General features: G+C 53.0%; 15 protein-coding genes. 10 read left to right on the top strand and 5 right to left on the bottom strand.

Annotated elements, in window-relative coordinates; genetic code table 11:
• Positions 1-136 precede the first annotated feature (136 nt).
• The 7 genes from AB1S56_RS06515 to AB1S56_RS06545 all read left to right on the top strand — a co-directional run bounded on the left by AB1S56_RS06515 (position 137) and on the right by AB1S56_RS06545 (position 9,841).
• Positions 137-1,915, top strand: a complete 1,779-nt coding sequence (locus AB1S56_RS06515; protein ID WP_340869625.1) for a sensor histidine kinase — start codon at positions 137-139, stop codon at positions 1,913-1,915.
• Positions 1,912-2,700 (top strand): response regulator, encoded by a 789-nt coding sequence (locus AB1S56_RS06520; protein ID WP_340869626.1) that lies wholly within the window; start codon positions 1,912-1,914, stop codon positions 2,698-2,700. Before AB1S56_RS06515 ends, AB1S56_RS06520 begins: the two co-directional genes overlap by 4 nt.
• A 109-nt stretch (positions 2,701-2,809) precedes the next feature.
• Positions 2,810-4,144 carry an extracellular solute-binding protein gene (locus AB1S56_RS06525; protein ID WP_340869628.1) on the top strand — a complete coding sequence of 445 codons (1,335 nt, stop codon included), beginning with the start codon at positions 2,810-2,812 and terminating at the stop codon, positions 4,142-4,144.
• 116 nt (positions 4,145-4,260) lie between these two features.
• Positions 4,261-5,142, top strand: a complete 882-nt coding sequence (locus tag AB1S56_RS06530) for a sugar ABC transporter permease (protein WP_340869630.1) — start codon at positions 4,261-4,263, stop codon at positions 5,140-5,142.
• Positions 5,143-5,162: 20 nt separating this feature from the next.
• On the top strand, positions 5,163-6,047 hold the full coding sequence (locus AB1S56_RS06535; RefSeq protein ID WP_340869631.1) for a carbohydrate ABC transporter permease: 885 nt from the start codon (positions 5,163-5,165) through the stop codon (positions 6,045-6,047).
• Between the two features lie 135 nt (positions 6,048-6,182).
• Entirely contained in the window at positions 6,183-7,916 is a 1,734-nt protein-coding gene (locus tag AB1S56_RS06540; protein WP_340869632.1) for an ABC transporter ATP-binding protein, read from the top strand.
• Positions 7,917-7,978: 62 nt separating this feature from the next.
• Complete coding sequence (locus AB1S56_RS06545; protein ID WP_340869796.1) at positions 7,979-9,841, top strand: ABC transporter ATP-binding protein; 1,863 nt, start codon at positions 7,979-7,981, stop codon at positions 9,839-9,841.
• A 71-nt stretch (positions 9,842-9,912) separates the two neighbouring features.
• Here the strand turns inward: AB1S56_RS06545 and AB1S56_RS06550 are convergent, their stop codons facing one another.
• Positions 9,913-10,845: an AEC family transporter gene (locus tag AB1S56_RS06550; RefSeq protein WP_340869633.1), complete on the bottom strand. Its 933-nt coding sequence runs from the start codon at positions 10,843-10,845 to the stop codon at positions 9,913-9,915.
• A gap of 129 nt (positions 10,846-10,974) precedes the next feature.
• Here AB1S56_RS06550 and AB1S56_RS06555 point away from each other — a divergent pair, with 129 nt between their 5' ends.
• The gene (locus tag AB1S56_RS06555; RefSeq protein WP_367903438.1) at positions 10,975-11,133 is read left to right on the top strand and encodes a hypothetical protein; all 159 of its coding nucleotides are present in this window, start codon (positions 10,975-10,977) and stop codon (positions 11,131-11,133) included.
• Between the two features lie 365 nt (positions 11,134-11,498).
• On the opposite strand, the gene AB1S56_RS06560 is transcribed toward AB1S56_RS06555, so the two are convergent.
• Complete coding sequence (locus AB1S56_RS06560; RefSeq protein ID WP_340869635.1) at positions 11,499-12,173, bottom strand: hypothetical protein; 675 nt, start codon at positions 12,171-12,173, stop codon at positions 11,499-11,501.
• Between the two features lie 269 nt (positions 12,174-12,442).
• Between AB1S56_RS06560 and AB1S56_RS06565 the strand changes: the two genes are divergently transcribed.
• Positions 12,443-14,281, top strand: coding sequence for an ABC transporter ATP-binding protein (locus AB1S56_RS06565; RefSeq protein ID WP_340869637.1), 1,839 nt, complete (start codon positions 12,443-12,445; stop codon positions 14,279-14,281).
• A gap of 142 nt (positions 14,282-14,423) precedes the next feature.
• Here AB1S56_RS06565 and AB1S56_RS06570 read toward each other — a convergent pair whose 3' ends face one another.
• The 3 genes from AB1S56_RS06570 to AB1S56_RS06580 all read right to left on the bottom strand — a co-directional run bounded on the left by AB1S56_RS06570 (position 14,424) and on the right by AB1S56_RS06580 (position 16,869).
• Positions 14,424-15,266, bottom strand: coding sequence for a M23 family metallopeptidase (locus tag AB1S56_RS06570; RefSeq protein ID WP_340869638.1), 843 nt, complete (start codon positions 15,264-15,266; stop codon positions 14,424-14,426).
• 152 nt (positions 15,267-15,418) lie between these two features.
• Positions 15,419-16,414: an aldose 1-epimerase gene (locus AB1S56_RS06575; RefSeq protein ID WP_340869640.1), complete on the bottom strand. Its 996-nt coding sequence runs from the start codon at positions 16,412-16,414 to the stop codon at positions 15,419-15,421.
• A 119-nt stretch (positions 16,415-16,533) separates the two neighbouring features.
• Positions 16,534-16,869 carry a hypothetical protein gene (locus tag AB1S56_RS06580; protein WP_340869641.1) on the bottom strand — a complete coding sequence of 112 codons (336 nt, stop codon included), beginning with the start codon at positions 16,867-16,869 and terminating at the stop codon, positions 16,534-16,536.
• A 156-nt stretch (positions 16,870-17,025) separates the two neighbouring features.
• Between AB1S56_RS06580 and AB1S56_RS06585 the strand changes: the two genes are divergently transcribed.
• Positions 17,026-18,117, top strand: coding sequence for a lactonase family protein (locus AB1S56_RS06585; RefSeq protein ID WP_340869643.1), 1,092 nt, complete (start codon positions 17,026-17,028; stop codon positions 18,115-18,117).
• Positions 18,118-18,124 lie beyond the last annotated feature (7 nt).

The following is an 18,124-nucleotide window of genomic DNA, read 5'->3' on the forward strand; positions in this document are numbered from 1 at the left end:
AATGAGATAGAAGCAGCTGGGCCTTCCCGCAGAGGGCCGCAGCTGTTTCTTTTTTGCGTGCGGGGGGATTTCTTTTTGCTAATTGGATTGTGTATAGTAGTGGCTACGGATGCATTAACGGGAGGAAGCGGGAAGCATGCTGAAGAGCTGGGGGACCATGAACACGCTAAGGAATCAAATATTTGTGGGATTTATGCTCATAATGGCCATGGTGCTCGCATCGGTAGGCTTCTACGCCTACAATCAAGTTTCGGTTCTGCTGCGCAATAACGCGGAGAAGCATATACAGCAGACGGCAGTTCAGGCAACGGGCAAATTAGACGTTCTTCTGCGGGGTGTCGATACATTCACAGCGGAAATCGCCACAAGTGCAACGGTGCAGAGCATGCTGGAGAGCCGGTTGAACGGCAATGAGATAAGCTTTGAAGCCAGACAGCTGCTCCAGCAAGAGGTGCGCAAGGAAGAGGCGTATATGACGGGCATTCGTTCTGTTGAGCTGTATACGACAGACTTTGAACGTCTGCTGCCGCTGACAGATGTCAATTTATTAAGCAGGGTGCCTACGGAATGGATTTCGCGCGTGAACGCTGCGAGGGGAGATATCGTCTGGCTTGGGCTGGACGAGCAGTTTCCAGGTGTTGTCATTGCGATAAGACAGGTGCGTCTGATTGACCGCTCCTTCTCTCACGGCGGTTATCTGATGGTGCAGATTGAGAAAAGTTATTTTGAGCTGACGGAGGCTATAAATCTGTCTGTTGATGATAACCTTATGAGGGAATCAATGGGGCTTATGGACGGTGAGGGCCGAATTATCGCGTCCGACTTCACCGATGAGGCGTTTGTTGCGGAGCGGCTCCGGGAGGAGGAAGGACAGACGGCCGTATTAAGCGGCGAGGATTATTTTGTCGTGAGGAAGAGCTCAGAGGCGACGGGCTGGAGCATTATCATTCTGACGCCTGTCTCCTATGTGATGGAGGGCATAACGGTGCTCCGGACGGCGATACTTGTGTCTGTTGTGGTAGGCGGCCTGCTGTTCCTGGTCCTGACCTTTATTCTGTCGAATATGATTACAAGACCGCTTCTCCATCTGATCAAAGCGATGCGGGGCGTTCGATTGGGTACGCTTAAGCCAATTCCCGTCACCTCCTCTACGATGGAAATCGACGAGCTTGGCAACACATACAATGGGATGGTCGCGTCGCTGAACGAGCTGATTGAGGTTGTCTACCAGAAGGAAATTATTCAAAGCCGAACCGAGCTGAAGGCGCTGCAAGCGCAGATTAATCCTCACTTTCTGTTCAACACGCTGGAGGCGTTCTATTGGGCGCTGGATGAGAAGGGAGAGGAGGAGCTTGCGCAAGTGGTCCTTGCTATGTCGGGGCTGTTCCGTTATGTGATTAGTCGGGCGGATGAGGATGAATGGGTGACGATTGGCGACGAGCTGGATCATGCGGAGCGGTATTTGAAAATTATGTATATGAGGATGATGGATAGGCTGTCTTGGACGATTGAAGCCGATGAAGGGGTCAGAGGAAAGGCGATTCCGAAGCTGCTTGTGCAGCCGCTTGTGGAGAATGCGATTCTGCACGGCGTGGAGCAGAGACGAGGGCAAGGGAAGGTCGTTCTGAGAGCGGTATCCATGGCGGATCCGGGCTATACGCGAATCGAAGTTTCGGATAACGGACCGGGCATGAGTGAAAGCAAGCTTAGCGCCTTAATGGAAAAGCTGGATGCCGGCTCTGCCGATCATACGGCTTCCAGAGGAACCGGAGTTGGGCTTGCCAACGTTCAAAGAAGATTGAAGCTTTATTATAACCAGGCTGTGGACGGACTACACATTCAGAGCGAGCAAGGCCGGGGAACAACGATGGCCTTTGTCATACCGGATAAGCCGAGAGGGGAGCATAAGCGTTGAAAACGATATTAATCGTCGATGATGAGCCGAGAACGAGGGAAGGGGTTCGGAAAGCGCTGGAGGCATGGTCGGGCGGCAAATACCGAATCGCCGTTGCGGAGAGCGGGGTCGAAGCGCTGGAATGGCTGCGGCATAACGAAGCGAATTTGCTTGTGACTGATGTGCGGATGCCGGAGATGGGGGGACTGGATTTGGTAGAGGAGGTCAGCTCGTTCCCTCATCCTCCAGTTACGATCATTATTTCAGGGCATCCGGAATTTGATTACGCCAAGAGGGCGCTTCAATTCGGCGTAGTGGAATATCTCGTCAAGCCGCTGGACAAGTCTAAGCTTGTTCAGGCAGTTGAGCTGGCGCTGCAGCGGGAAGAGGAGCTGAATCAGATCGGCCGCATGAAGAAGCTTGTAGATACGAAGCTGCTGGAAACCTTCCAGAATAATAAAATCTACAGTCCTCCCGTGGAGGAAGGCATTCGATATATCGAGGAGCACTTGGGGGAGCCGCTCTCCATGAAAGAGGCTGCTGAACAGCTTCATATGAACGCAAGCTATTTCAGCGTATTGTTCAAGGAGCAGACGGGCCTGTCCTTCACCGAATACGTAACTCGGCGAAGAATACAGCGAGCGAAGGAGCTGCTTGGCGGAACGGGATTGTCTATCGGGGAAATCGCGGAGCGCGTTGGCTATCAGACGGACAAATATTTTGTGAAGGTATTCCGAACCTTGGAGGGAATGAGTCCTGGCCAGTATCGGAAGCATGTCTCCGCACCCGGAGAGACAATCCAATAAAAGTGGTACGATTCCCAATGGCTATGACCTTATCGCTGTGTAGGCAGGTTGCTACAATGTACATGTGAGAGGAATTCCTTAACCTATCAGCAGAAAAGGGGATGTAAACGTGTTCAAGAAAAAGTGGGCAACATGGATGCTGTCTCTCAGTCTTGCAATTGTTGCAGCCGGCTGCGGCAGCAACGCAAGCGATGGAGGCGAGGGCAATGGCTCAGCTAACGGGGGCAGCAATGTAAGCGGTGACAAGGTGACGGTCAGCTTCATGCATTTATGGCCGGAGGGTGTGTCTGCAGGGCAGAACAGAATTGTGAATCAAATTATCGATGAATACCAAACGGATAATCCGAACGTTACGATCAAGCAGGAAGTGCTGGATAATGAGCAATATAAAAATAAGCTGAAGGTGCTCTCCGCTTCAAACCAGCTGCCGGATGTAGGCGTTACCTGGGCTGCTGGCTTCATGCAGCCTTATGTGGAGGGTGAGCTCTTCACGCCGATTGATGATCTGCTAAGCGGCGAGCTGAACGGAAAATTCGTGGCGGGTACGACGGAGGCTTATGCGATGAACGGCAACACATACGCTCTTCCGCTTGAGTTCAATATCGCGCCGGTCTATTACAACAAGGCGATCTTCGAGCAATACGGGCTTGAGGCTCCTGCAACCTATGAGGAATTCAAAACCGTTGTGAACACACTGGCGGCTAACGGGATCGCCCCGATTGCGCTGGGCAACAAGGACCGCTGGACGGGTTCGCTGTGGTATATGTATTTGGCCGATCGCATAGCGGGCCAAGAAACGTTGGCGCAGGCGATTACTGGCGAAGCCTCCTTCACGGATGAAGCCCTTGTGAAGGCGGCTGAGGAAGTGCAGGGGCTTGTTGAGGCGAACGCGTTCGTCAAGGGCTTCAACGGCTTGTCGAACGAGGAAGCGAAATCCGAGTTTCTGAACGGCAAAGCTGCTATGTTCCTGATGGGTACCTGGGAGCTGCCTAATTTCACAACCAATGAGGATATTCCGCAGGAGTTCCGCGACAGTGTAGGCTTCTTCAAATTTCCTGCCGTTGAAGGCGGCAAAGGCAATGTGGACAGTTGGGTAGGCGGTCCGGGAGTGGGGCTGTTCGTATCGGAGAATTCCAAGGTGAAGGAAGAAGCGAAGAAGTTCGTGGAATACTTTGTGATGAGATGGGGCGAGCAATCCGTAACAGGTGCAGGCGTTATCCCGGCCACGAAGGTCGATACGTCAGCGCTGGAGCTGCCTCAGCTGTACATCGATCTCTTCACGGAGATGAACAAGGCCAGCAGCGTTACGCTGTTCGCGGATGTTCAGATGAAAGCGGACGCGGCTGAAACACACTTGAACCAAATTCAATCGCTGTTCGGTCAGGCGTCCACTCCTGATTCCTTCGCCAGCGAGCATGATAAAGCGATTTCGGCAGGCAAATAAGAAATACGGCGCCTGAAGCCGCACAAGAGAGAAGAGTAAACGCTTATCCGGTCTGCCCGACTATGGGGGCCGGATAAGGCTTTCCTTATGAAGGAGAGAGAGGAGTCGGATTAGAAGTGAATACGGTCATGTCCAACAAGAAGGTCATTGCGCTCTATGTGCTGCCGGCCTTGGTGCTAATACTCGCTATCGTCTATATTCCTATTATTCTGACCGGTTATTACGGTTTAACGAAGTGGAACGGAATAGGGAGCCCCGTGTTTATTGGCTTCGACAATTATGGAGCTCTGCTGAGGGACTCTATGTTCTGGAGCAGTGCATGGCATTCCTTGCTTCTTGCTTTATTCTCAGGTATTAGCCTCGTCCTGTATTTGGCTATTGCGATGGTGCTTGCCTCCAGAATCAAAGGAGCGAATTTGTTTCGCAAAATATATTTGATTCCGATGCTGTTGTCCTCAGTAGCTATCGCTCAGCTGTGGCTTCGCATCTATCATCCCACCAACGGCATTCTGAACAGCGTGCTGAGCTCTATTGGCATTGACAATCCGCCCGCATGGCTTGCTGAGCCCAAGCTTGTGCTGCTTGCGATATTTGTTCCGATTCTATGGCAATATGCGGGCTTCTATATTCTCATCTATTATGCCGCTCTGAAGAACATTCCGGCTTCCCTGGAGGAAGCGGCGAAGATTGATGGAGCGAATGCATTGCAAATTGCTTGGAAGATTAAGCTGCCGCTTGCGATGGAGGTTGTGAAAGTGACAATCGTGCTTGCGGTAGTGGGTTCATTAAAATATTTTGACCTGATCTATGTCATGACCAGCGGCGGACCAAACGGCGCAAGCGAAGTGATGGCGTCTTATATGTACAAGGAAGCGTTCAAGGCTTATGACTTCGGCTATGGCAGCGCAACGGGCTTCTTCCTCCTGGTCATCTGTCTTATCGCAACATGGATCATCCGCAAATTGACCGCATCCAAAGATACGATTCAATATTCTTAAGCAGAAGGAGGCACTGCATCATGACGTCCGAAACCGCATCGCAGCTGAGTAGAGGGGCAGAGGGCTTCGGTATCATAAAAGCTTGGAGGCTGGGCTATGCGTTGCTGTATGCTATTCTAATAGCTGTAGCAATCCTGCAATTATTCCCGCTAGTATGGCTGCTGTTCTTCTCGCTCAAAAACAATCAGGAGGTATTCCAGCTTCCGCCGCTCTCCTTGCCAATGAATCCCCGCTGGGAAAACTATAGCAAGGTGTGGAGCGCAGGCAATATCGATGTCTATTTCTTGAACAGTGTATGGATTACGCTTGCGGCGACTGCGCTGACAGTCGTAATCGCGAGTCTGGTGACGTTCGCCATTACACGGATGAGGTGGAAGCTCAGCTCCTTGGTGCTGGGGCTGTTCATGGTGGCGATGATGATTCCGGTCCATTCCACGCTTATTCCGCTGTTCAGCATGTTCAACAAAGCAAGCCTGATCGATAATCCGATTTCACTGATTCTGACTTATGTGGCATTCAATATGCCTATCACCATTATGATTCTGCTTGGCTTCTATTACGCCTTGCCGAAGGAAGTGGAGGAGGCTTCCGTCATCGACGGCTGCTCCGTTAACCGAATGTTCTTCCGTATTGTGCTGCCGATGACCAACTCGGTGCTTGCAACGACAGCTATTATCAACATTATATATAACTGGAATGAATTTATATTCGTCAATACGTTTATCAGCTCGGATCACTACAAGACGTTAACTGTGGGTGTGCAGAACTTTATCGGGCAATATACAACGGACTGGGGCGCAATCGGCGCCACGCTTATGATCAGCATTCTGCCCATTCTGGTGGCGTTTCTGTTCCTGAGCGACCGAATAGTGGAAGGAATCGCGGCAGGTTCAGTGAAGGGTTAGGAGCATTGCTTGCGCTTCTATGAATAAAAAGCTGTTTTACCAGCTAAAACTGGTAAGATGGCTTTTTTTCGTTATAATTAAAGTATTGAAAGGTTTACGACTAAAGTAAATGATAGACGGGAGCTGGATGAGGGCATGCTGAAATTGTTCCGTTTCTTGAGGCCTTACCGCGCGGTTATCGCGCTGGTCATGGCGCTCATCTTATTGCAGTCGCTGTCAGAGCTGTATCTGCCAACTATTATGGCGGATATTGTGAATGTCGGCGTCATTGAGGGGAGGACGTCCTACATCTGGAAGATGGGAGGCTTCATGCTGGCCGTCACACTGGCGGGAACAGCTGTGTCGATTCTGGCCAGCTATCATTCCTCACAAATCTCTTCGGCGTTCGGGCGCATTGTGAGAGGCAAGGTGTTCTCGCATGTGGAAAGCTTCTCGCTGCGAGAATTCGGCGAGCTCGGGACGGCCTCGCTCATTACGAGAACAACAAACGACATCAATCAGGTGCAGCAGGTGCTGATGATGATGCTGCGCATGATGGTGATGGCGCCCATGATGTGTATCGGGGGCATTATTATGGCGTTGTACAAGGACGCGCAGTTGACGCTTGTGCTGCTTGTAGCGCTCCCTGTGCTCGCCGGCGCCATATGGCTGGTTGCCTCCAAAGGGCTTCCTTACTTCCGTGTTATTCAGAAGAAGCTGGATCGATTGAACCTCGTGCTGCGGGAAGGCTTGACAGGCATCCGGGTTATTCGCTCCTTCAACCGGACCGAGCATGAGAAGGGAAGGTTCGAGGAGGCCAATCGCGATTTGATGGATACAGCTGTCAAAGTGAATCAAATTATGGCCGTTATGATGCCGCTAATGATGCTCATTATGAACCTTGCGATTGTCGCCATTGTCTGGTTCGGCGGGTTGCGAATTGACGCCGGCGGCATGCTGGTGGGCGATCTGATGGCATTTATCTCTTACGCGATGCAAATTATGTTCTCCCTGCTGATGTTCTCCATGATGTTCGTTATGGTGCCGAGAGCCTCCGCGTCCGCGGCGCGGATTGGCGAGGTGCTTCAGCTGTCGCCGACGATCGAGGATATGCCTGACGCCTCTGGCGGAGAGGAAGAGATGTTGAACGGAGAAGTTGAATTCCGCAACGTATCGTTCAGCTACCCGGGCGCCGAGAAGCCCGCTCTGTCTGGCATCAGCTTCCATGCCAAGGCGGGTGAGCTGACCGCCATTATCGGCGGAACCGGCTCCGGCAAAACCTCGCTTCTTCATCTGGTGCCTCGCTTCTTCGATACGGAGAGCGGATCGGTTATTGTAGGCGGCAAGGATGTGCGGAGCTGGACACAGGAGGAGCTTCGGCGGCATATATCGCTTGTGCCTCAGAAGGCGGTATTGTTCTCGGGTACGGTGAATGCGAATATCCGATATGGCAAGGAGGACGCTTCGGATGAAGAGGTCCGCCGGGCGGCTGCCATAGCGCAGGCTTTGGATTTCGTGGAGGCGATGCCGGAGGGCTTCGAATCCGAGCTGTCTCAAGGCGGCGTCAATCTGTCCGGCGGCCAGAAGCAGCGCCTGTCTATTGCAAGAGCGCTCGTGCGCAGGCCAATGGTCTACTTGTTCGACGACAGCTTCTCGGCGCTGGATTACAAGACAGACGCGAAGCTGCGCGCGGCGCTCAAGGAAGAGACGCGCGACGCGGCCGTGCTCGTTGTGGCGCAGAGAGTAAGCACCGTTATGGACGCCGATCGTATCGTTGTGCTTGATGAAGGGCGCATAGCAGGCATCGGACGCCATGACGAGTTAATGGAGACCTGCTCCGTATACCGTGAAATCGTTGCATCCCAGCTGTCGGAGGAGGAGATTGCATGAGTAGTTCCCATCATGAAAAAATGGGGGGTCGGGGGAACGCTGACGGACCTCCGGCCAGACCTATGGGCGGACCTCCCGGCGGGAGACCAATGGGCTTCGGCGGTCCCGGTATGATGAGCATGCCGGGACAGAAGGCTCAGAACTTTAAGAAATCGCTGCGCCGGCTGGCGGGCTACCTGCGGCCATTTCGCCTGAAGCTGGCGGCGGTGATTGGAGCGGCTATTCTCAGTACGGTGTTTTCTATCATCAGCCCCAAAATATTGGGAGGGGCCACCGATATTTTGTTCACGGGCATGATGCAGAAGCTGGAGGGCATACCGGGAGCCAGCATTGATTTCAAGGAAATTGCTTATATTCTGGCTTTGCTCGCTGGACTATATGTGATCAGTGCAATGTTCGGCTTCTTCCAGCAATATCTGATGGCTGGCGTAGCGCAGAAGGTTGTGTACCGGCTGCGGAACGAAGTGAGCGAGAAGCTTGGCCGGCTGCCGCTGAAGTTTTTTGACAGGCGATCGCATGGCGATATTCTGAGCCGTGTCGTGAATGACGTCGACAATATTAGCAATACGCTGCAGCAGAGCTTGACGCAGATGATTACATCGGTCATTACACTGATCGGCATTATCGTGATGATGCTGACGATTAGCCCGCTGCTGACGCTTATACTGGTGCTTACACTGCCCCTTAGCTTCATCGTAATCGCGATGGTGGCGAAGCGCTCGCAGGTTCATTTTGCCAGTCAACAGGCTGAGCTTGGGCAATTGAACGGACATGTGGAGGAGATGTACACCGGACACACCGTTGTGAAAGCGTTCGGGAGCGAGCGGGATTCGGTGGAGCGGTTCGAGGCGATTAATGGAAGGCTGTATGAATCCAGCTGGAAGGCGCAATTCATATCCGGCATCATTATGCCGCTGATGAGCTTTATCGGCAATATCGGTTATGTGCTGATCTGTGTTGTAGGAGGCTTGCTGGTCACGCGGGGCTCCATTACAGTCGGGGACATTCAGGCATTCATTCAATATTCCAGGCAGTTCACCATGCCGATAACGCAGACGGCGAATATCGCCAACATTATCCAGTCGACGATTGCGTCAGCGGAGCGGGTGTTCGAGCTGCTGGACGAGGAGGAGGAGGCGCCGGATAGCGCTCGCAGAGAATCCATGGCTGCCTTCCGCGGGGATGTTGCGTTCAGAGGCGTGAAGTTCGGCTACAACGCTGACGCTCCACTAATCGAGGATATGAATATCGACGTTTCCAGCGGACAGACGGTTGCCATTGTGGGACCAACGGGGGCTGGCAAGACGACGCTTGTTAATTTGCTGATGAGGTTCTATGAGGTGAACGGCGGCACTATTACGATTGACGGCAATAATATTCGAAGCATGGAGCGCTCGCAGCTGCGCAGCTTGTTCGGTATGGTGCTTCAGGATACTTGGCTGTTCAACGGCACGATCCGAGACAATATCGCTTATGGGCGCGCAGGCGCAAGCGAAGAGGAAGTTGTGCAGGCTGCCGTTGCGGCTCATGCCGACCACTTCATTCGGACGCTGCCGGAGGGATATGATACGGTGCTGAACGAAGAGGCATCGAATATCTCGCAGGGCCAGAAGCAGCTGCTCACGATCGCTCGCGCCATTCTCGCCGACCCGGCTATCCTCATCCTGGATGAAGCGACAAGCAGCGTCGATACGCGGACAGAGATTCAGATTCAGCATGCGATGAATCATCTCATGCAGGGCCGCACGAGCTTCGTCATCGCTCATAGGCTCTCGACGATCCGCGACGCCGATCTCATCCTCGTTATGGACAAAGGCTCGGTCATTGAGCAGGGTACCCACGAAGAGCTGCTGGAGCGCGGCGGCTTTTACGCCGACCTGTACAACAGCCAGTTCGCGGCGGGGGCGCAGCTGGGGGCTGGGTAATGGAGCGGGCCAGCGCTGCCCAGGCTGCTGCAGCCTATAATCTCTAAACACTATGTTCTAGATGCTGCACTTTACGCATCAATGCGCAGGAAGAAGATAACGGCCGTAACGGTTAGAATCGAGACCAGCGTCGATACGAACACTGCTTGGGAGGCAAATTCCTTCTCGTTGTCGAACTCTACGGCGAGAAGGACGCTGCTGAGTGAGGTTGGCACGGCCGATGATACGATTAGAGCAGCAGCCGTGAGCTTGTCGAGACCCATCAGCCAGACAATTAGCCATGCGAGTGCTGGACCGGCGATAAGTCTGAGAATGCCGGACAAGCTGACGTCGATAAGAAGGGAACGGTTAATGCGCCATTCCATGCTGCCGAGCTGAACGCCGAGCGTAATAAGCGCTGTCCCGATGAAGGCATCCGATAGATAGCCAATTGGCGTTGCGATAGGACCGGGCACGGGAACCTCGAAGACTCGCATGAGAAACGCAAGCGGAATGACGTAGATGACAGGCATAGATAGAATGGTTCGCCACACCTGCTTCATGTCCGCTTTATGCGCATTGACGCTGTATACACCATACGTGTTCGGCACGAAGGACTGCGTCATCATGATCAGTACCTGGATGGCGAGCGTCTCCTTGTTGCCCGAGAATGCAAGCTGGTTAAGCGGGATGCCGTAATTGGCGCTGTTATAGAACAGGACGCTGTTGCGCATCGCGCTTTTCATGCTGGGACCGTATCCGCGAGCGCGAATGGCCGCCTCTACCAAGATGTATTGACCGGCCATGAAGATGACAAAAAACAGCAGCACTTGGCCGAGCAGCCCGACCGAAATCGCTGTATGGTATATCAAATCGAACATAATCGCCGGGGAAAACAAATAAAAGTTCAGCTTCGACAGCGTCTTGATGTCTAGGGAGAAGGATCGCTGCAATATAATGCCGAGCCCCACCATAATGCCCATGGGCAGTACGTTGGTCAATAAGATATGAATGAAAATAGCCATAGCTGCATCTGCTTCTTTCGTTTGGTCTTGCGTCGTACGCGGCGCTGGTTCCCATTGTACCCCCGTTCGGCGAAGCCGTAAAGAAAAGATTGCGAGGGTGGCTGATTGTAGCCAGCCAGCCCGCAGGCTGTGGCAGCCAGCCCGCAGGCTGTAGCAGCCAGCCCGCAGGCTGTAGCAGCCAGCCCGCAGTCTGTAGCAGCCAGCCCGCAGTCTGTAGCAGCCAGCCCGCAGTCTGTAGCAGCCAGCCCGCAGTCTGTAGCAGCCAGCCCACGGGCTGTAGCAGCTTAAGGATTTAAAAAAATAATGCAATTGTACATGATTATTTGCTGCTGCTTCAGAGGCTGGATCAAATCCTGCAATTGTGCAGGAATTTGGAGCGATTTTTCGCTCAACCCCTTTATTTCGTCGAGATTGATGTATTTTTTGCAGTATTATCCTGCAAAATGCCCAAAACCCGGGGAAATAATGCACTATTGCATTATTTTGAAAATGACTGGAAGACTGAAAAAAGACGTGAAAAAAGACCTGAAAATAGACTGAAAAAAGCCCTGAAAAAAACCTGAAAAAAGACCTAAAAAAAGACGCTGCCAAGCCCTGAAAAAAGACCTGAAAAAACCTAAAAAACCTGAAAAATGACCCATTATCCATGACTGCTATAAAATTTGAAATGCGGCTGGCTGGAGCTCATACCTAACATTGTATTTGCCGCTTGCTCCCGTTATGGGCCTCAGGAAGCCCTTCTCCATAAGCGAATGAAGCACGCGAACGGCTGTGCGATGGTTTATCTGGAGCTCAGCGGCGGCGTCAATGGGACGAATGGGGCGTGCAAGCCTGACTGCTAGACGAATGATTTCTCGCTCCAAGACATAATGCGGCTCATGCGGTCCGGAATGCCCCTGATAACGGCTCATGACCATTCGGAGCAGCGTCACACAAATCTCAGGCCGCTGGGCAACGTCGTCGTAGGAGAATGAGATAAGCTGGTAGCCCATTGCGACAAGAAAGGTTTCTCTGTTCAACTCCTTGCAATACTTCAGTCGATCCATGTCGCGCACGTGCGGGCCGAAGCCCTTGATTTCAATAATGAGGCGGACCGCCCCTGAGAGCCATAGGAAATCGCAAAAATAAGATTGACCGCGCCAATCCAGCACCTCGTATTCGGGGTGCAGCTGCTCGAAGCTGCCGGTCAGAGGCCACCACACGTTCTGACAAAACAACCGTTCAGCTTCCTGATGTCCGCGCTCCAAGCGTCCACGCCGTTCACCGGTTCTACTGGCGAGATGCTGCTGGACAAATGCTTCGTGTGCTTCGTTGAAATGTACCGTCATTCCTGGATTCCCCCTTAAAAATAAAAACGTCCCGTCTGCATTCACAAGGGAATACAGCGGGACGTGCTTCGTCATTGCTTCCATTATAAAGGGATTTCATTTGGAGATCCATTGAAAATTGAGTCAGCTGAAATATCTTCTGAAATATCAGCTGAAATATCTGCTGAAATATGAATTGTGACTTCCACATACATATCGGATAATATGGGGTGAGTAAGGCCAAGGGTTGGTGGTTAGTTGGAAGACCTAATAGGAAAGAGGTGCAGCCAATGATGGGCAATCAAGAATTTCAATCGCATTCCGGCAGAGGCATGGGCGTCCGCAGATTCGGTACGGGCGAGAAGGTAAAGCCGGCGAGCATCTTTGCGATGTTCCTTCGTATATTCGAGCATGCTCGCAACGACTGGAAGGCGCTTACAACTGCTCTTATCTGTATCGTGCTAACCTCGCTGCTGGAATTTGTTGTGCCGCAGCTGACCAAATATACAATTGATCATATTATACCGGGCAAGCTGTTCGGACAGCTGGCGTGGATAGGGGCTGGCGTGCTTGGAGCGGCGCTTGCACTCGGCTTCCTGCGCTACCTTAGCACATCTGTAATGGCGGCAATTGGACAGAAGGTGCTGTACCGGCTCCGCAATGATCTGTACCGTCACCTGCAGCGGCTGGATGTCGCGTATTACGACCGCAACCGGACGGGAGATTTAATGTCCAGAGTGACTAGCGATGTCAGCATTCTCCAGCAGCTGATCTCCTCCAGTATGATGCAGCTGTTTACGGACGTTTTTACATTCGCGGCGATCGCCATCTATATGCTGGTCATCGACTGGAAGCTGACCGTGCTGCTGCTGGCCACATTCCCCTTCATGATCTGGACGACAAGACTGTTCGGCAAGCGGATTCGCTCGTCCTTCCGCAAGGTGCAGGAGTCGCTCGCCGACGTCAGCGATCATCTGCAGACGACGCTGACGGGCATTCGCCTTGTGAAGTCGTTTACGGCGGAGGATTATGAGGCAGAGCGCTTTAATGAACGCACACAGCGGAATATGGATGCCAACGTTCAGGTTGTGCGGCTGCGCGCCATGTATGAGCCCATTATTGATTCCATCAACTTTCTGGGGCTTGCGATTGTGCTTGTATTCGGCGCATGGCTTGTGATGAAGGATGCGATGACGGTGGGGACTGTTGTTGCTTTTATCGCATACTTGAGGCTGCTGCAAAACCCGGTTCGCCATTTCAGCCGCATTATGAATACAATTCAGCAGGCGGCAGCCGCCTATGAGCGTGTAGTGGAGGTGCTGCATACATCTGCGGAAATTGCGGACCGGGAGGATGCCAGAGAGCTGCCGCCAGTCCAGGGCCGTATTAAGTTCCAAGACGTCAGCTTCAGCTATTCCCCGGACGCGGATTCTGATGTGCTGCGAAGGTTCGAGCTGGAGCTGCAGCCGGGTGAGGTGACGGCGCTCGTCGGCTCCTCGGGCTCTGGCAAGACGACGATTGCCCATCTTGTCACAAGATTTTATGATGTGCAGGAGGGGAGCGTCACCATTGACGGTTACGATGTAAGAGACGTTACGCTTCATTCCCTCAGGGAGCAGATCGGCATTGTGTCCCAGGATATCGTCTTATTCAACGGCTCTGTAGAAGAAAATATTCGATACGGCAACCAGAACGCGACGGATGAAGAGGTGTGGGCGGCCGCTGAAGCGGCGAACGCGGCGGAGTTTATATCGGGCTTCAAGGAGGGCTACCAGACGCAGATCGGCGAACGTGGCGTCAAGCTGTCCGGAGGGCAGAAGCAGAGAATTTCCATAGCGAGAGCCATTTTAAAAAATCCGAAAATTATTATATTAGATGAAGCGACAGCTTCGCTCGACACGGAGTCGGAGCAGCTGATCCAAGCCGCACTGGCGAAGCTGCTCAAGGGGCGCACCTGTCTCGTCATCGCCCATCGTCTCTCTACTATTCAACAAGCGGATCATATCTATGTGCTGGAGGACGGGCGAATCGAGGAGCATGGGACGCATGATTACCTCATGGAGCTGCGCGGCCGCTACCGTGAGCTGTATGAGCTGCAATTCCCTGCGGCTGGGACGCAGGTCATCTGACGAAAGGGGCAATCGCTCCAATCGTCGATCCACAGGCTGTCTTACCTGAACCGGGAAGCCTGTCCGTTTAATTTTTTGCCAAAAAAAGAAAAAATATAACAGGGACGAGGCAGACTGAGAGCTGCTTCGTCCCTTTTTGGCGTTAACCCAGCTCCCACCATTTCATGTAGAGATAAGGATCGATTGATGCGTAGGCTGGTGTGCGTTTGTATATACCGAAGTGTAGATGGGGCAGGAATTTGCCGCTTGTACCCTCCGGACCGTAGCCGGTGCTGCCCACATAGCCGATGAGCCCGCCGGCAGCTACCTGAGCGCCAACCTTCATGCCAGAAGCGTAACCCGACATATGGGCGTAATAAAATTCCGTATTGTCGTCGACTCGAATGGTAAGGCGCCAGCCGCCATATTCATTCCAGCCGGCTTTGACGACGGTGCCTCCCACCGAGGCGTATACCGGCGTTCCTTCCTTGGCGAAGATGTCTACGCCCTCATGGGCGCGTGCTGCGGTGCCGTCCGGATTCCAGCTGCGTCCATCGGAGTAGGTCGATACGTATGGCGTGTAAGTGCCTGCTGCAAGCGGGTGCCTGCCGTTTAAGTAAGCGTTCGGTTTTTTGGGAATGTGGATCGACAGTCCGGTCCATATGTTGTTGGGGTTCGTAATTTGAGGATTAGCCGCAATCAGCTTGTTAAGCGGCACGGAATACCGAACGGCGATCTTCCACATGGTGTCGCCTGCTTGAACCGTCGCCACGTCGTATTCGGCTGGCGTTGGAAGCTTGAGTGTCTGGCCGATGTAAAGCATGTCCGAAGTCAGGCCGTTTAATGCCTTCAGCTCGGCGATCGTCGTTCCGTATTGCGTGCTGATCTTCCAGAGATTATCGCCCGACTTGACGGTGTATGTCTGGGCTGCCGAAGCGATCGGCGAGGCGACCAGCATGGACAATAAAGCGGTTGCAGCTACAAGCTTCTTCATTCTCTTGTTCATACGAAATCTCCCTCTTCTGCTAGTCGTTAGATGATAGAGTCATACGACTTCATTGTAAGGGGGAGCACTAGAGAATGTTAGCGGTAAATTGTGGGCGACAGTAATGAAAATCCCCTTCCGCCTGGCCGGCAGAAGGGGATAGGGCCATTCCATTAGCGCAGGTAGAGTCTGCTGGTTGCTTCCCAGATTTTGCCCGGCTCCAGAGCCAACAAGCCGATAGCTTCGGCAGGCAAGTCGACGTTCGGAGCGTTCACGAGGTTCACTTGAGGCTCCGGACAGAAGAAGCCTGGCGTCGCGCCGTTGTTATAGATCATCCACTGCTTATATTGTGTTCCGACATCGTAGATGAGCGTTGCTCCCGCGCGATGGTCGGTAAGCTCCATCTTGTTGCGGCCGTTTTTGGTCCCGCTTGTATAATGATTATCCATAGCTGCCCAGAATGGCGAAATGCCCGTTGTGCGCATTTGCTCCTCCTCCGGAAGCAGCGCCTGGAACTTGCCTGTTGGAAGCATACGGTCGTTCAGCTCCCAGCGCTCCTGCGTTGTCAGGGTGAAGGTATAATCATCGGCAGAGCTCTCAGGTGCAAACGGAGCGTTAATCGTCGTGTGGAAGGCAAGCAGGCATGGCAGAGCATCCTCGCCTTCGTTCTTCACCAGAACATGCTGAAGCAATCCGTTGCTGCTTAGCGAATAACGGAGCAGAATGGTGAAGCGATGGGGCAAATATTGATAGATCGGGTGCTGCTCGTCAATTGTAATGCTGAGGCTGACATAGCTCTCCAGCTCATTGACGCCATAGTTGTCGATACGCCACTTTGCAGTATGGAAGAAGCCATGAAGGTGATTGCCTGTTGCCTCTTCATTAACGGGGAAGGTGTAGGTTCTGCCGTTCCATGTGAAGGTGCCGTCCTCGTAACGATTGGGAGGGAACAGAATAGGAATGCCATGCACAGCCGGTTTCTCCCGGAAGCTGTCCATCTCATCTGCTGCAGGCTCTCTTAGCAGGGTGAACTTCCTGTCATTCTCGCGGAATGCGATCAGGTTGGCGCCTACGCATGGTAATACAGCCGCCTCGTATGCACCCCATTCCAGCCAGAGGGCGGATTCATCGTGAAACATCGCTTCATATGCTTTGCCTTGAACAGTCATTATGTACTTGTCCTCCTCGAAATAATAGCGATACCTACAGCATAGCAGGGTGCGGAGCTACGAACAATAGCCCGGCTCAACTTGAGCCGGGCTGCTGTTCAGAAACGACGGAAGGACGATTAGGCCTTATGGGTAACCAGCTGCTCAATGACAACCTGCTGGCGCTTATTCACCGTAAGCTGCTTGCCCTCCGAGCTGGCCGAGCCGAAGTAGATCGTTCCGCTCGCAATGGACTTGATTTTGCCAATATTGATGTAGCAGCTCGAGCTGATCTGGAAATAGCCCTTCCGTCCAGTTAGCTCTTGGATCTCTTGGGCAGACAATCTCTTCTTTCTATTGTAGTTCCTGCCGTGAAAGCTGACGAGGCCATGAGTGCCAATCTTGAAGAAGAGCACGTCCTTCTCCAGATCAAAATCTTCGTACACATTCCGTTCCTGCAGCGCTACATTCATCATCCCAAATCCCCCTTAGAAAAGTGATAGCGTGAAATGTTAGCGCTTACATTGTAGCATACCTTTTATCTTTTGTGAAGTATTCTTTCGCAAATAGACATTGTTTCGCTAGAATGCATGTGCTATGGTGCATTTAAAGGAATAATTGGTTGGAAAGGAATGAGCAGTCTTATGCCAAGTGAAGGCTTATTGTATGTCGGCTCCTACGGGGAGAACAACGAGGCTACCATTCATGTCTGCAAGCTTGACCCGGCAACGGGAGAGCTGACCATCGTCCAGCGCGTACAGGGCGTGGAGAATGCGTCGTTCCTTGCTTTGCATCCTGGCGGAGAGCGGCTGTACGCCGTCAAGGAGCTTGCGGAAGCCAATGGGGAAGCTGGAGGTGAAGTGGTTGCTATTACTATAGACCGGGAAAGCGGCCTGCTTGGCGAGGTGACGAGCTCGGCCTCGACCAAGGGGGCGCATCCTTGTTATGTCAGCGTGAATGTGGACGGCACGGCGCTATATACGGCGAACTATACAGGTGGAAGCGTCTCGATGCATCCTCTCGACAGCTATGGCGAGGTGCTTCCCGCGGCCTCATTCATTCAGCACGCTTGCGCTCCAGGTCCAGTGGCTGACCGACAGGAAGCGCCGCATGCGCACTGTATCTCGCCCGTCGCGGGCACCCCATTTCTTCATGCTGTAGATCTGGGCATGGACGCGGTTGTCGCTTACGCGCACGAGCCGGGAACAGCCAAGCTCGTCAAGGTGGGGGAGACGAATATGCCGCCAGGCTCCGGACCTCGGCACATTGCTTATCATCCCGGGCTGGAGGCGGCATATGTCGCGAATGAGCTGGCCTCAACTGTCTCGCAGCTGCAATTGAACCGGAATACAGGCGAGCTGAAGATGCTGCACACCTATTCGACGCTTCCTGGCGACTATGACGGCTACAATGATTGCGCGGACATCCATGTCTCGCCGGACGGACGATATCTGTATGTCTCCAATCGCGGACATAACAGCATTGCCGTATTTGCCATCCATCCCGCAATGTATGAGCTGACCCTGGTCGAGCACACCCACTCCGGCGGCGAGCTGCCGCGTAATTTCGGCATATCGCCGGATGGCAAGCTATTGCTTGCCGCTAACGGGAAAAGTGGCTGCATCGCCGTATTCCATCGGGACAGCGACAGCGGCAAGCTGACCGCGACGGGGCAGGTGCTCCAGCTGAATACCCCGGTATGCATTCGTTTTGCTATATCCTAATAATATT

The organism is Paenibacillus sp. PL2-23, from assembly GCF_040834005.1.
In the GTDB taxonomy this organism is placed as follows: domain Bacteria; phylum Bacillota; class Bacilli; order Paenibacillales; family Paenibacillaceae; genus Pristimantibacillus.

Excerpts from the sequence above, each read along its gene's own strand:
- AB1S56_RS06515 (WP_340869625.1), top strand. The coding sequence starts at position 137 with ATGCTGAAGAGCTGGGGGACCATGAACACGCTAAGGAATCAAATATTT.
- AB1S56_RS06535 (WP_340869631.1), top strand. The coding sequence starts at position 5,163 with ATGACGTCCGAAACCGCATCGCAGCTGAGTAGAGGGGCAGAGGGCTTC.
- AB1S56_RS06540 (WP_340869632.1), top strand. The coding sequence starts at position 6,183 with ATGCTGAAATTGTTCCGTTTCTTGAGGCCTTACCGCGCGGTTATCGCG.
- AB1S56_RS06545 (WP_340869796.1), top strand. The coding sequence starts at position 7,979 with ATGGGCGGACCTCCCGGCGGGAGACCAATGGGCTTCGGCGGTCCCGGT.
- AB1S56_RS06550 (WP_340869633.1), bottom strand. The coding sequence starts at position 10,845 with ATGGCTATTTTCATTCATATCTTATTGACCAACGTACTGCCCATGGGC.
- AB1S56_RS06560 (WP_340869635.1), bottom strand. The coding sequence starts at position 12,173 with ATGACGGTACATTTCAACGAAGCACACGAAGCATTTGTCCAGCAGCAT.
- AB1S56_RS06565 (WP_340869637.1), top strand. The coding sequence starts at position 12,443 with ATGATGGGCAATCAAGAATTTCAATCGCATTCCGGCAGAGGCATGGGC.
- AB1S56_RS06570 (WP_340869638.1), bottom strand. The coding sequence starts at position 15,266 with ATGAACAAGAGAATGAAGAAGCTTGTAGCTGCAACCGCTTTATTGTCC.
- AB1S56_RS06575 (WP_340869640.1), bottom strand. The coding sequence starts at position 16,414 with ATGACTGTTCAAGGCAAAGCATATGAAGCGATGTTTCACGATGAATCC.
- AB1S56_RS06580 (WP_340869641.1), bottom strand. The coding sequence starts at position 16,869 with ATGATGAATGTAGCGCTGCAGGAACGGAATGTGTACGAAGATTTTGAT.
- AB1S56_RS06585 (WP_340869643.1), top strand. The coding sequence starts at position 17,026 with ATGAGCAGTCTTATGCCAAGTGAAGGCTTATTGTATGTCGGCTCCTAC.